The 13,511-nt window shown below is 60.4% G+C and carries 11 protein-coding genes; 2 read left to right on the plus strand and 9 right to left on the minus strand.

Annotated elements, in window-relative coordinates:
• Nucleotides 1–62 precede the first annotated feature (62 nt).
• The 6 genes from aroK to ICA16_RS18400 are packed head-to-tail and all read right to left on the minus strand — an operon-like array spanning nucleotide 63 to nucleotide 5,452.
• Complete coding sequence (gene aroK, locus ICA16_RS18375) at nucleotides 63–581, minus strand: shikimate kinase AroK (RefSeq protein ID WP_210554317.1); 519 nt, start codon at nucleotides 579–581, stop codon at nucleotides 63–65.
• Between the two features lie 4 nt (nucleotides 582–585).
• The gene (locus tag ICA16_RS18380; protein WP_210701209.1) at nucleotides 586–2,664 is read right to left on the minus strand and encodes a type IV pilus secretin PilQ; all 2,079 of its coding nucleotides are present in this window, start codon (nucleotides 2,662–2,664) and stop codon (nucleotides 586–588) included.
• Nucleotides 2,665–2,677: 13 nt separating this feature from the next.
• Nucleotides 2,678–3,205: a pilus assembly protein PilP gene (locus ICA16_RS18385; RefSeq protein ID WP_210701210.1), complete on the minus strand. Its 528-nt coding sequence runs from the start codon at nucleotides 3,203–3,205 to the stop codon at nucleotides 2,678–2,680.
• Nucleotides 3,202–3,825: a type 4a pilus biogenesis protein PilO gene (gene pilO, locus ICA16_RS18390; RefSeq protein ID WP_150604838.1), complete on the minus strand. Its 624-nt coding sequence runs from the start codon at nucleotides 3,823–3,825 to the stop codon at nucleotides 3,202–3,204. Before pilO ends, ICA16_RS18385 begins: the two co-directional genes overlap by 4 nt.
• On the minus strand, nucleotides 3,822–4,388 hold the full coding sequence (locus tag ICA16_RS18395) for a PilN domain-containing protein (RefSeq protein ID WP_210554320.1): 567 nt from the start codon (nucleotides 4,386–4,388) through the stop codon (nucleotides 3,822–3,824). Before ICA16_RS18395 ends, pilO begins: the two co-directional genes overlap by 4 nt.
• Nucleotides 4,388–5,452, minus strand: a complete 1,065-nt coding sequence (locus ICA16_RS18400; protein ID WP_210554321.1) for a pilus assembly protein PilM — start codon at nucleotides 5,450–5,452, stop codon at nucleotides 4,388–4,390. The genes ICA16_RS18395 and ICA16_RS18400 overlap by 1 nt, the downstream gene beginning before the upstream one ends.
• Nucleotides 5,453–5,671: 219 nt before the next feature.
• Between ICA16_RS18400 and ICA16_RS18405 the strand changes: the two genes are divergently transcribed.
• Nucleotides 5,672–8,116 (plus strand): penicillin-binding protein 1A, encoded by a 2,445-nt coding sequence (locus tag ICA16_RS18405; RefSeq protein ID WP_414704749.1) that lies wholly within the window; start codon nucleotides 5,672–5,674, stop codon nucleotides 8,114–8,116.
• Nucleotides 8,117–8,383: 267 nt separating this feature from the next.
• On the opposite strand, the gene ICA16_RS18410 is transcribed toward ICA16_RS18405, so the two are convergent.
• From ICA16_RS18410 to rpmE, 3 genes are all read right to left on the minus strand, one after another.
• Nucleotides 8,384–9,652 carry a malic enzyme-like NAD(P)-binding protein gene (locus ICA16_RS18410; protein ID WP_150604834.1) on the minus strand — a complete coding sequence of 423 codons (1,269 nt, stop codon included), beginning with the start codon at nucleotides 9,650–9,652 and terminating at the stop codon, nucleotides 8,384–8,386.
• Between the two features lie 184 nt (nucleotides 9,653–9,836).
• A complete protein-coding gene (locus tag ICA16_RS18415) occupies nucleotides 9,837–10,586 on the minus strand; it encodes a thermonuclease family protein (protein ID WP_215731871.1) in 750 nt (249 codons plus the stop codon).
• A 65-nt stretch (nucleotides 10,587–10,651) separates the two neighbouring features.
• On the minus strand, nucleotides 10,652–10,879 hold the full coding sequence (rpmE, locus tag ICA16_RS18420; RefSeq protein ID WP_016984589.1) for a 50S ribosomal protein L31: 228 nt from the start codon (nucleotides 10,877–10,879) through the stop codon (nucleotides 10,652–10,654).
• 292 nt (nucleotides 10,880–11,171) lie between these two features.
• Between rpmE and ICA16_RS18425 the strand changes: the two genes are divergently transcribed.
• Nucleotides 11,172–13,391, plus strand: a complete 2,220-nt coding sequence (locus ICA16_RS18425; protein ID WP_210554324.1) for a primosomal protein N' — start codon at nucleotides 11,172–11,174, stop codon at nucleotides 13,389–13,391.
• Nucleotides 13,392–13,511 lie beyond the last annotated feature (120 nt).

Below are 13,511 nucleotides of genomic sequence, written 5' to 3' on the forward strand. Positions count from 1 at the left end.
ATCCGCCACAACCTTGGCGGGCTGTGACAGGACGCCGAGGATAGCGCATTTCGGGCGATGCTTTAACGGGGAGGAAGCTGCGCCAGACGGTCGAGAATGTCGAGCACTACCATGCGCGGCGGCCGTTCGTCGGTTTCCACCACCAGATCGGCAATTTCCCGATAGAGCGGATCACGGATGGCGAGCAGGTCACGCAGGGTTTTCGCCGGATCGGCGGTGCGCAGCAACGGTCGATTGCGATCGCGGGACGTGCGGCCGACCTGCTGTTCGACGGAGGCGTGCAGATACACCACGCGCCCGCCGTCATGCAGGGCCTTGCGGTTGGCGTCGCGCATGACCGCGCCCCCACCGGTCGCCAACACCACGCCGTCGAACTCGCACAGCTCGGCGATCATCGCCTGCTCGCGGTCACGAAAGCCCGGCTCGCCTTCCTTGTCGAAGATCCACGGGATATTGGCGCCCGTGCGCAGTTCAATTTCCTTGTCGGAATCTTTGAACGGCAGGCGCAGCTCTTTGGCCAGTAATCGGCCGATGGTGCTTTTGCCAGCACCCATCGGACCTACAAGAATCAAATTTCGCACAGAATCAACGACTCACAGCAATCGCCTGGTTATTCATGATACGCGGAGTGAGAAATACCAGCAGCTCGGATTTTTTCTCCGAAACCACATCACGCCGGAAAAGGCGGCCAAGATACGGCACATCGCCAAGAAATGGCACCTTATCTACGACCTTGCTTTGAGTATTTGAGAAAACACCCCCAATCACGATGGTTTCGCCGTCATTGACCAGCACTTTGGCGTTGACCTCGTTCTTTTTGATCGGCGGCACATCCTGCACTTTGTTCAGGTAGTCCGGCTCGTCCTTGGTGACCTTGACCTCCATGATGATGCGGTTGTCCGGAGTGATCTGCGGGGTCACTTCCAGCGACAGCGAAGCCTCCTTGAACGACACCGACGTGGCGCCGCTGGAGCTGGCTTCCTGGTAAGGAATCTCGGTGCCTTTGAGGATCTTCGCGGTCTCTTTGTCGGAGGTGACCACTTTGGGCTGCGAAACGATTTCGCCGTTACCGGTCTTCTCCATGGCCGTCAGTTCCAGATCGAGCAGAACGTTGTCGGTAATGAATGCGATGCCGATCCCGGAAGTGTTGCCGACGGTCCCCATGTCGACGAACGGCGAGTTGGTACTGGTGCTGCCCGGCGTGCCGATGGTGGTTGATGAACCGTTGACCCCGGAAGCATTCCAGTTGCCCTTGTTCTGGATCGAACCGCCCCAGCGCACCCCCAGACTCTTGTCGTAATCGACGTTGGCCTCGACGATGCGCGCCTCGATCATCACCTGACGCACGGGAATATCCAGTTGCGCCACGATCCGCCGCAGCTCGTCGAGACGATCCTGAGTCTGGTAGGCAATGATGTTGTTGGTCCGATCGTCGACAGTGATTGATCCACGCTCGTCGATCTTGGCCTCGGCGCTTGTTACCGACTGGAACAGCTTGGCGATGTCGGCAGCCTTGGCGTAGTTCACCTGCAACAGCTCACGACGCAGCGGCGCCAGTTCGGCGATCTGCTTCTGCGACTCCAGCTCCTGACGTTCGCGCGCGGCGATTTCATCGGCCGGGGCCACCAGCAGCACATTACCGATCTTGCGTTTATCCAGGCCCTTGGTTTTCAGCACCAGATCCAGCGCCTGATCCCACGGCACGTTTTGCAAACGCAGGGTGATGCCGCCCTGCACCGTGTCGCTCGCCACCAGATTGAGGTTGGTGAAGTCGGCGATCAGTTGCAGCACCGAGCGCACGTCAATGTCCTGGAAGTTCAGCGAGAGCTTTTCACCGACATAGGCCTGACGATCGGCGTTGCGTTTTTGCAGGTCGTCGACGGTCATCGGGCGAATGCTGACGGTCAGCTTGTTGTCGGTCTGGAACGTGGAGTAGTCAAAGGTGCCGCTGGGCTCGACGGTAATGACCGTGCGATCACCGGTTACGCCGGCGTTGACGAATTGCACCGGCGTGGCGAAATCCTTGACGTCGAGACGCACCCGCAGCTTTTCCGGCAATTGCGTACGGGCAAAGCTGAGGATGATCTTGCCGTCATGCTCCTGGATATCAGGGGCGATGGTCGGGTCGGACAGGTCGATGACGACATTGCCCTCGCCCGCAGTACCACGCTGAAAATCCACACCGCGAATGGCGCGGGATTTCGGTACGAACGCCTTGGCGGGTGCCGCCGCAGCAGTCGCCGCACGCGGTGCAACCACTGCCGGTCGCGGCGCCTTGACCGGCGCGCCCTGACCGACCACCACGAACAGATTGTTGCCCTCGACCCGAGTGTCGTAAGGCGCCAATTGCGTGAGGCTGACAATCAGCCGGGTGCGGTCCTTGGCTTCAACCACCGTGGCCGTGCGTGCATTGCCACTGCCCAGATCGAGATTTTTGCTCGCCAACTGACTCGCCACACCGGGCAAGTCCAGGGCAATTCGCGCCGGTGACTCGGTGGTGTAACCCTTGGGCTGCGGCGGCGGGCCGTCGAACGACAGCTTCAGTTCGACGCGATCACCCGGCAACGCCGCCACATTCAGCGCCTTCAAGTTGGCCGCCTGTACCATCGGTGACAACAGCGCTATCCATAGCGAAAAACCGAGGGTGGAGAAAATCCTGTTCATTGTTCGACTTCCACTATGAATGCTCTTTCAAAGGAATGGTGCGCGGACGTTCCAGCCAGGCGCCTTCGCCGTCGGGCACGATTTCAACCACATCGACCTGGGTGGCGCTGATGGCGACAATGCGGCCATCGTTGCGCCCCAGGTAATCGCCGACCTTCAGGCGATGCACGCCGCCGGCGCCACGCAACAGCGCGAAGGAACCGGAAGCATTGGCAATCGTGCCGACCATCTCGAACTGCTCGATGTTGAAACCTTCGAGGTATTGCTTAACCCGGGCGGGGTCGGGTTTGACGTTGCGTGAACCACGCTGCTGCCCGGCCAGATCGACGCGCACCTGCCGCGAGAACGGACTGCGCAGGTTGGCAGCGCTGTAAGTGAATGTTGGGTAAGACCGGAATGTCGGGGTTGGTTCAATTTTGCCTGGCGGACGCAAGCGCACTTCATTCATGTAGGCGTCGAGGTCGTTGAAGTCATTGCTGCCACCACAGCCGCTCAATGCCAGCAGGGCCATCAAGCCGGCGGAATAACGAACGAGGGTCATTTCTGCAGCCCCTTGTCGTTATAGCGGTAGGTCTTGGCGAGGATACTCATGCGCAACTTCGACCCACCCTCTTTGCTGGCCGGGGCCAATTCGAAATCATGCAGGGTAACGATGCGCGGCAATCCGGCCACGCCGCTGACGAACGTCGCGAGGTCGTGGTAGGCGCCGGTGACGGTAATCTGGATCGGTAGCTCGATGTAAAACTGCTGGGTAACCTCCGGCAGCAGTTTGATTTCTTCGAACTCAAGACCACTGCCCAAACCCGTACGCGTGATGTCCTCGAGCAAGCCCGGCACTTCGGTGTCGCTGGGCAACTGGCGCAGCAGCACGCCGAAGGAGTTTTCCATCTCCTTCATCTGCTGGGTGTACAGCTCCAGATTGGCTGAAATGTGTGCCTTGCTGGCAAACTGTTGCTTGAGCGTGGCCTCTTCTTCACGCTTGAGCTCCAGCTGGTTTTGCATGTCGCTGATGAAAAAGTTATAGCCAAATGCCAATACCAGCACCATCAACAGCGCCCCGGCGATGGCTTTGACCGCGCCCGGCCACGACCCGATGTTGCTGGTGTCCAGATCGTTGAAATCGATATTGCGCAGACTCTCCAGCCATTCGGACGGCTTCATTGCGCGTCCTCCACAATCTTCGGCTGGGTCTGACGAACGGTCAGTTGAAAGACGTTGGTCTGCTCCACCTGATCGGCACTGGTCGCTTTGACTTCAGTGAGGCTTGCCGCGTCGAACCAGTCGGACGCGTCCAGATTGCGCATCAGTTCGGAGACGCGGTTGTTCGACTCCGCCGCACCGCTGATCGACAAGGTTTTACCGACCATCTTCACGTCAGTGAAATACACGCCGTCGGGCAAGGTGCGCGCCAGTTGATCGAAGATTCGGCCGCTGACCTGCCGGTTGCCTTGCAAGTCCTGGATAATGCGCATGCGCTCGACCAGTTGCTGGCGATGAGCCTTGAGTTCACTGATCTGCTTGATCCGTTCGTCGACCACGGCAATCTGCTTGCCGATGTAGTCGTTGCGCGCCACTTGCCGGGCGATGGCCGCGTTGATGATCTGATCGGCAATGAACACCGCACCGATCGAACCGACCACCACGCCGGTCAGCGCCAGCAGGAAGCGTTTGCGCCGCTCTTCGCGGCGCTCCTCGCGCCAAGGTAAAAGGTTGATCCGCGCCATCAGTCGAAACTCCTGAGCGCGAGCCCGCAGGCGATCATCAAGGCCGGCGCGTCACTGGCCAGGGCCCCGGCGTTGACCTTGCTGCTCAGGGCCATATTGGAAAACGGATTAGCCACTTGGGTCGGTGTATCCAGGCGCTGTTCGATCAGCCGATCCAGCCCCGGCACCGACGCCGTGCCGCCGGCGAGCAGAATATGATCGACGGCGTTGTACTGACCGGAAGCGAAGAAAAACTGCAAAGAACGCGATACCTGCTGTACCAGCGCCTCGCGAAACGGCTGCAACACTTCGCTGACGTAGTCGTCGGGCAGACCACCCTGTTTTTTCGCCAGCCCCGCCTGCTCGACGGTCAGACCATAACGACGCTGGATCTCCTCGGTCAGTTGCCGGCCGCCGAACAACTGCTCGCGGGTGTAGATGATTTTTCCGTTGTGCAGGACGCTGAGGGTGGTCATGGTGGCGCCGATGTCGACCACCGCCACGGTCAAACGCTCTTGAGAAGCCGCCAGCTGCGTCGCGAGCAAGCCGAACGAGCGCTCCAGCGCATACGCTTCGACATCCACCACCCGCGCGGTCAGCCCGGCCAGCGCCAGTGCCGCTTCACGGACTTCGACGTTTTCCTTGCGACAGGCCGCCAGCAATACGTTGACCCGCTCGGGGTTACGCGGCGACACGCCCTGAACCTCGAAGTCGATGGCGACTTCGTCCAGCGGATAGGGAATGTATTGGTCGGCTTCAATCTTGAGCTGGTTTTCCAGTTCATCGTCGGAAAGCCCCGCGTCCATCTCGATGATCTTGGTGATCACCGCGGAACCGGCCACCGCCACCGCCACGCTTCTCAGCCCGGTGCGCGCCTTGGCCAGAACCCGGGTCAGGGCCTGACCCACGCCTTCGAGCTCGGCGATATTTTTTTCGACCACGGCGTTCGGCGGCAGCGGCTCCACCGCATAAGCCTCGACCCGGTAGCGATCACCCTGACGACTCAGTTCCAGCAGCTTCACCGACGTGGAGCTGATGTCGATCCCCAGTAACGCATTGGTCTTTTTATTGAAGAGTCCCAGCACTACCAATTCCCTATGACTTTCCGTGAGTTACGGACTCTGTAATACACATTGCGTTCCTTCACCCCGTCTTGACAGAAGCGCAAATGACGCCCCCAGCAGAAAAGTGCTTATAATGCCCAGCGATTTTTTCCGCTTTTTACTGCCTGCGCGGACAGTTCTGTGTGTAGCCGGAACCCCGTCGCCAAATTCATTTTTTGCCCTGGATGTCCAAAAGCCTTGATTCGTTTGCTGAAATTTTTCGGTTGGTCCATCGTCGCCGTTTTCTGCGGACTGCTTTTAGCTCTCAGCGGCGCGTATCTTTACCTTAGTCCGGGTTTGCCGTCCGTGGAGGCTCTGAGAAGCATTCAGTTGCAGATTCCCCTGCGGGTCTACAGCAGCGACGACAAGTTGATCGCAGAGTTTGGCGAAATGCGCCGTACTCCGATCCGTTTCGCCGACATTCCCCCCAATTTCATTAATGCGTTACTAAGTGCTGAAGACGACAATTTCGCCAACCACTACGGCGTCGATCCGAGCAGCCTGATGCGTGCCGCGACCCAACTGGTCAAGAGCGGTCACATTCAATCGGGCGGCAGCACCATCACCATGCAGGTGGCGAAGAACTTCTTCCTCTCCAGCGAACGCAGCTTCTCGCGCAAAACCACTGAAATTCTTCTGGCCTTGCAGATCGAACGGCAGCTGACCAAGGACGAGATCCTTGAGCTGTACGTGAACAAGATCTATCTGGGCAACCGCGCCTACGGCATCGAGGCAGCGGCGCAGGTGTATTACGGCAAGTCGATCCGCGACGTCAGCCTGGCGCAGATGGCGATGATCGCCGGCCTGCCGAAAGCCCCTTCGCGCTTCAATCCACTGGCCAACCCGGCGCGCAGTAAAGAGCGTCGCGACTGGATCCTGGGGCGCATGTACAAACTCGGCAAGATCACCGAGCCGGAGTACACCGCCGCGATCAACGAGCCGCTGAACGCCAGCTATCACGTGCCAACCCCGGAAGTGAACGCACCGTACATTGCCGAAATGGCCCGTGCCGAAATGGTCGGCCGCTATGGCAGCGACGCCTACACCGAGGGTTTCCGGGTCACCACCACGGTGCCGAGCAACCTGCAGGAAATGGCCAACACCGCGCTGCATGAAGGCTTGATGACCTACGATCAGCGGCACGGCTACCGTGGCCCCGAATCGCGCCTGCCGGGCAAGACCCGCGAGGCCTGGGCAACCGAGCTGACCAAACAACGCACCATCAGCAGCCTTGAGCCGGCCATCGTCACTCAGGTCGACAAAAATGGCCTGCAAGTGCTGACCCGCACCGGCGAAGAACATGTCGCGTGGGACACCATGAAGTGGGCGCGACCGTTCCTTAATACCAACAGCATGGGCGCCAACCCGCGCCAGCCGTCGGATGTCGCGCAGATCGGTGATCTGATCCGCGTGCAGCGCCAGAAAGACAATTCGCTGAAATTCAGCCAGATTCCCCAGGCGCAAGGCGCGCTAGTGTCGCTGGATCCGCAGAACGGCGCGATCCGCTCGCTGGTCGGCGGCTTTGCTTTCGAGCAGAGCAATTACAACCGCGCCATGCAGGCCAAGCGTCAGCCGGGCTCGAGCTTCAAGCCGTTCGTCTACAGCGCTGCGCTGGACAACGGTTATACCGCCGCGACGCTGGTCAACGACGCCCCCATCGTGTTCGTCGACGAGTACCTGGACAAGGTCTGGCGCCCGAAGAACGACACCAACACCTTCCTCGGCCCGATCCGCTTGCGTGAAGCGCTGTACAAGTCGCGCAACCTCGTTTCGATCCGCCTGCTGCAAGCAATGGGCGTAAGCAAGACCATCGACTACATCACCCGCTTCGGCTTCAACAAGCAGGACTTGCCACCGAACCTGTCGCTGGCGCTGGGTACCGCAACGCTGACGCCGATGGAGATCGCCACCGGTTGGGCCACGTTCGCCAACGGTGGCTACAAGGTCGCGCCGTTCATCATCGACAAGATCGAAAGCCGCAATGGCGACACGCTGTTCGTCGCCAATCCGCCGACCGTTCCGCAGGGTGCCTCGGCCACTGACGGCCTCGCGGCGCCGGCCACTGAATCGTTCACGGTCAACGCCGCGCCGGTTCCGGGTGAAACCCCGGCTAGCGCCGCCGCGCCGCAAACTCCGGCAGTTGCTGAGCGCATCGTCGACGGGCGCACCATTTACATCCTCAACAGCATGCTGCAAGACGTCATCAAGCGCGGCACGGGGCGTCGTGCGCTAGCCTTGGGCCGCAGCGACATCGCCGGCAAAACCGGTACCACCAACGAATCGAAAGATGCGTGGTTCTCCGGTTACAACGCCGATTACGTGACCACGGTCTGGACCGGTTTCGATCAGCCGGAAAGCCTCGGTCGCCGCGAGTTCGGCGGCACTGTGTCACTGCCGATCTGGATGAACTATATGGCGGCCGCCCTCAAGGACAAGCCGCCACACGTGCAGCCTGAGCCGGAAGGTATGCTGAGCCTGCGGGTGGATCCAGCCAGTGGTCGCGCGGCGACGCCGAGCACGCCGGGAGCCTACTTCGAGCTGTTCAAGGCTGAGGACACGCCACCATCGGTGAATGAGCTGGGGAATGGCTCAGTGCCGGGCAGTCCGCTGCCGGCGGATGAGCAGGCGCCGATTGATTTGTTCTGATTCAGCGACCTGATGAAAAGCCCCGCCTTTGTGAGAAGTGCGGGGCTTTTTTGTGCCTGCCATATTTGTAGTGGAGGTATCGCCTCATCGCGAGCAGGCTCACTCCTACAAGGGCCGAGGTGAGGCATATATGGAGCGAAGAACACAAAACCTTGTAGGAGTGAGCCTGCTCGCGATGGCGTCCTCACAAACCCCACAAAAACCTCCGCCACAAAAAAGCCCCGACTCATAACGAGCCGGGGCTTTTGCTTGAAGCGCTACAACGACTTAGCCGTTGAACACGTCATCCACGCTTTTCAGCGGGTAGTTCTTCGGATACGGCAGGGTTGCCACACCAGTCTCGATTGCGGCTTTGGCCACAGCGTCGGAGATCAGGGTGATCAGGCGCTTGTCCATTGGCTTCGGAATGATGTACTCACGGCCGAATTCCAGCGGAGCACCACCGTAGGCATCGCACACGTCCTGAGGCACTGGCAGTTTGGCCAGTTCGCGCAGGGCGTTGGCGGCAGCCACTTTCATTTCTTCGTTGATGCGCTTGGCGCGAACGTCCAGGGCACCGCGGAAGATGAACGGGAAGCCCAGAACGTTGTTGACCTGGTTCGGGTAGTCCGAACGGCCGGTCGCCATGATCACGTCGCTACGGGTGGCGTGAGCCAGTTCCGGGGAGATTTCCGGATCCGGGTTCGAGCACGCGAACACGATCGGGTTTGCCGCCATCGACAGCAGGCCTTCAGCGCTCAGCAGGTTCGGACCGGACAGGCCGACGAATACGTCAGCGCCTTGCAGAGCATCAGCCAAGGTGCGTTTTTCAGTAGCGTGGGCGAACACGGCTTTGTACTGGTTCAGGTCGTCACGGCCGGAGTGGATCACGCCGGTACGGTCAACCATGAAGATGTTTTCGATGCTTGCGCCCATGCTCACCAGCAACTTCATGCAGGAGATGGCGGCAGCGCCTGCGCCCAGGCAAACGATCTTCGCTTCCGGCAGGGTTTTGCCAGCGATTTCCAGGGCGTTGATCATGCCCGCAGCGGTCACGATTGCGGTGCCGTGCTGGTCATCGTGGAATACCGGAATGTCGCACTGCTCGATCAGAGCACGTTCGATCTCAAAGCACTCAGGGGCCTTGATGTCTTCCAGGTTGATGCCACCGAAGGTGATGGAGATACGCTTGACGGTGTCGATGAAGGCTTGCGGGCTTTCGGAGTCGACTTCGATGTCGAAAACGTCGATGCCGGCAAAGCGCTTGAACAGCACGCCTTTACCTTCCATGACTGGCTTGGAAGCCAATGGGCCGAGGTTACCCAGGCCGAGAATCGCGGTGCCATCGGAAATGACTGCAACCAGGTTGCCCTTGCCGGTGTACTTGTAGGCCAGTTCAGGATCGCGAGCGATCTCGCGCACTGGTTCAGCTACGCCGGGGCTGTAGGCCAGCGACAGGTCGCGGGCGGTAGCAGTGGCCTTGGTGAGCTCGACACTCAGCTTCCCTGGACGAGGATGAGCATGGTATTCGAGAGCGGCAGTTTTCAGATCAGACATTTTGGCATTCCGCTTTTTTACTGTTGGACAGACTGGTCAGCGAGGATACGCGCCTCGCAAAGTCCCCACAAGACTGAGCGGTCACCCCTGTCAAGCGGCCTGCCCTACGACTTTGGGCCAAGAGCCACGGCGCACAAGGGCTTGACTGTTCACAATCGACAGAAAAAATGTCTACAATTTTTCTTCAGCGTGCGCTCTGCAGCATGGAAGGATCGGTCAGTGGCAGCAGCCAACGCGGTTGACCCGGTTTCAATCCGCCGCGTCGAGAACGATCGACCACCCAGCCACGCGCCTCGATTTGCTTGCCCTTCAGTGCTTGCAAGCGGGCATTGTCGAATTGTCCGACCAGATTGGGTGCAACGCGCAATACAAGCGAGTCCTGCAAATCGATCCAGATTCCACCGCGATTGCGTTGCACTTTGCTCACACGACCACTGACCACGGCGAAACCCGAGCGCTGGATCTGCTCCGCTTTCAGTACAGGTGATCGCCGCCAGAGCCCTCGACCCGCCTGTCGCGCGTCGCGTTCAGCCGTTTGCTGACAGGCAACAAGATCGACATTCGGCGCCACCGCGACCTGAAAACCCAGGCCATCGGCGAGCATTTGTGCTTCGAGATTAGCGCCGCTGGCGCTGTAGATATGAGCCAGCGTGCGGCCGTAATGGTCTTTGGACTCTTTGCCGGGAAGCACACCGACACGCCCGCCGCTGTCGGCCACCAGCGTTTCCAGGCGTTTACGTGCAGCAACAGCGAATGGCTCGTCGCTGCGACCCTGCTTGCCGAGCTCAGGCGTATTGAGGCCGATCATCCGCACGCTGCGGCCGTCGCTCAGGCGCAAGGTGTCGCCATCGACCACGCGCTGCACGGCGATTTGCGTCAGTCCGACCGGTGCCGGGCAGTATGCAAGGGCGGTGGAAAGCCAAATCGCAGGCATAAAAAAGGCGCCCGCAAGGGACGCCTTTTTCAGCAGCGAGGAAAAGCCCACCGGGCTCTTCAACCTTACTCTGCAGCAGCAGGTTTCTTGCCGAAAGCACCGAAACGGTCTGCGAAGCGCTGAACGCGGCCGCCAGTGTCCAGAGTCTTTTGCTTACCGGTGTAGAACGGGTGGCATTCGTTGCAAACGTCGATTGGCAGAGCTTTGCCGAAAGTCGAACGGGTTTCAAACTTGTTGCCACAGCTGCAGGTAACAGCGATGACTGGGTAATTCGGGTGGATATCAGCTTTCATGGTGTCTTCCTCAGCTAGCGTGCCGCCATCCAACACTATTGTTGAATACCGCACGTAATTAGGCCGCGGATTCTACCAGACCTTTGCAATCACGCAAGCTGTCACTGAGACCGACCGTCTGCTAGGCTCCCGACCCAATACGCGATCCCCTTGTAGGAGTGAGCCTGCTCGCGATAGCGGTCGGCCACCCGACATTTATGTCGTCTGACACACCGCTATCGCGAGCAGGCCCACTCCTACAGGGTTATGTGCCTGTTCCCTTTTTACCGCCTGTTGATCGAGATCCCCCCGCGTGCCCGACGCCATTTTGCGCCTCGCCCTGCCTTCGCCTTTGCGCCGCCTGTTCGACTATCGAGCGCCGGCCGGCGTGCTGCGCGAGCAGTTGCAACCAGGTATGCGCCTGCGGGTACCTTTCGGCCGACGCGAGATGATCGGGATTCTGGTGGAGGTGACTGACACCAGCGAAGTGCCGGTGGAGAAACTCAAACCGGCGCTGGCCCTGCTCGATGCCACTCCGCCGCTGCCACCGGCGCTGTTCAAGCTGTGCCTGTGGACATCCCAGTATTATCAGCACAGCCTCGGCGACACCTTGAGCTGGGCGCTGCCGGTGCTACTGCGTCAGGGTGAACTGGCCGAAGCCCGGCAGGAGCGTTTCTGGTCGGTCATGCCGGGCGCCAGCGTCGATGATCCGCGCATCGCCCGTGCACCGCGGCAGCGTGAAGCTTTGACCACACTGGCCCAACACCCTCACGGTGTCGCCCATCAATTGCTGAGCAAATTGATGCTGAGCAAGGACAGTCTCGATCTGCTGCTGGCGAAAAATCTGGTACAGGTGGAAATCCGCCGCCATGCACCCGGCGCACGCCATGAACATTGGCTGGCGCAACCGGAGTTGCCGCTCAACACCGAGCAGCGCGCCGCGTATGAGGCGATTCGCGCAGGCTTCGACAGTTATCACGCGTTCCTGCTGGCTGGCGTCACCGGCAGCGGCAAAACCGAAGTCTATTTGCAACTGATCCGCGAAACCCTCGAGGCCGGCAAACAGGCGCTGGTGCTGATCCCGGAGATCAACCTCGGTCCGCAGACGCTGGCGCGCTTCGAACAACGTTTCAACGCACGGATCGCCCTGATCCACTCGGCCGTCAACGATCGCGAGCGCCTCGAGGCCTGGCTCGCCGCCCGCGACGGCGAGGCCGACATTATTATCGGCACCCGCTCGGCACTGTTCACCCCGATGAAGAATCCGGGGTTGATCATCATCGACGAAGAACACGACGGCTCCTATAAACAGCAGGAAGGCTTGCGCTACCACGCCCGTGATCTGGCGCTGGTGCGCGCACGACAGGAAAACATCCCGATCGTCCTCGGCTCCGCCACGCCTTCGCTGGAAAGCCTGCACAACGCCTACACCGGCCGTTATGGCCTGCTACGCCTGAACGAGCGGGCCGGCGGTGCCAAGCAACCGCGCTTCCTGCGTCTGGATGTGAAAAGCCGCCCACTCGACAGCGGGATTTCCGGGCCGATGCAGCAAGCCATTGGCCAGACCCTGGCAAATGGGCAACAGGTGCTGGTATTTCTCAACCGTCGCGGTTTTGCACCAACGCTGCTTTGTCACGATTGCGGCTGGATGTCTGAATGTTCGCGCTGCGATGCGCGGATGACCGTGCACCAGCGCCACGGCGAACTGCGCTGCCACCACTGCGGCTACGTCGAGCGCACGCCGCGCCAGTGCCCGAAGTGCAACAAGGTCGATCTGCGCCCGGTCGGCGCCGGTACCGAGCGCGCAGAGGAACGCCTGGCGATTCTGTTCCCGGATTACCCGGTGCTGCGGGTCGACCGCGACAGCACTTCGCGCAAGGACGCGATGAATCAGCTGTTCGCGACGATCCAGAAGGGCCAGCCATGCATTCTGGTCGGCACGCAGATGTTGGCCAAGGGGCACCATTTTCCGCGGGTGACGCTGGTGTCGATTCTCGATGCCGACGGTGGCTTGTTCTCCGGCGACTTCCGCGCCAGCGAGCGCATGGCGCAGTTGATCGTGCAGGTCGCCGGACGCGCCGGCCGGGCGGAAGAGCCGGGCAAGGTGATCATTCAGACCCACCTCGCCGACCATCCTTTATTGGTGCAACTGACCGAACAGGGTTATTTCGCCTTTGCCGAACAAGCCTTGAGCGAGCGCCGCGCCGCCGGTCTGCCGCCATTCGCGCATTTGGCGCTGTTGCGTGCCGAAGCGCATAAACCGGGGCAGGCCGAGGGTTTTCTCGATGAGGCGTGCAGCGAGGCCGAGCGTTTACTGGTCGAGCAGGGGCTGAACGGGATTGAACTGCTTGGGCCGGTGCCGGCGCCGATGGAGCGGCGCGCTGGGCGTTATCGCGCGCAGTTGCTGTTGCAGGCGACGGCGCGGGCACCGCTGCACCGGCTGCTGGCCAGTTGGTTGCTGGTCCTGGAGCAGATGCCGAGCGGGCGGGCGGTGCGATGGTCGCTGGACGTTGATCCCGTCGACTTGTATTGAAGATCAAGAGATCGCAGCCTGCGCCAGCTCCTACAGTGAAATGCGATTCCCTGTGTAGGAGCTGCCGCAGGCTGCGATCTTTTGATCTTAATGTCACCACATATCCATAAGCTGCCTGCT

Origin of the sequence: Pseudomonas anatoliensis (genome assembly GCF_017976235.1) — a bacterium.
In the GTDB taxonomy this organism is placed as follows: domain Bacteria; phylum Pseudomonadota; class Gammaproteobacteria; order Pseudomonadales; family Pseudomonadaceae; genus Aquipseudomonas; species Aquipseudomonas anatoliensis.

What these genes read in the sequence shown, in the direction of transcription:
- ICA16_RS18380 (WP_210701209.1), bottom strand. Translation starts at nt 2,664, where the DNA reads ATGAACAGGATTTTCTCCACCCTCGGTTTTTCGCTATGGATAGCGCTG.
- ICA16_RS18385 (WP_210701210.1), bottom strand. Translation starts at nt 3,205, where the DNA reads ATGACCCTCGTTCGTTATTCCGCCGGCTTGATGGCCCTGCTGGCATTG.
- pilO (WP_150604838.1), bottom strand. Translation starts at nt 3,825, where the DNA reads ATGAAGCCGTCCGAATGGCTGGAGAGTCTGCGCAATATCGATTTCAAC.
- ICA16_RS18395 (WP_210554320.1), bottom strand. Translation starts at nt 4,388, where the DNA reads ATGGCGCGGATCAACCTTTTACCTTGGCGCGAGGAGCGCCGCGAAGAG.
- ICA16_RS18410 (WP_150604834.1), bottom strand. Translation starts at nt 9,652, where the DNA reads ATGTCTGATCTGAAAACTGCCGCTCTCGAATACCATGCTCATCCTCGT.
- ICA16_RS18415 (WP_215731871.1), bottom strand. Translation starts at nt 10,586, where the DNA reads ATGCCTGCGATTTGGCTTTCCACCGCCCTTGCATACTGCCCGGCACCG.
- rpmE (WP_016984589.1), bottom strand. Translation starts at nt 10,879, where the DNA reads ATGAAAGCTGATATCCACCCGAATTACCCAGTCATCGCTGTTACCTGC.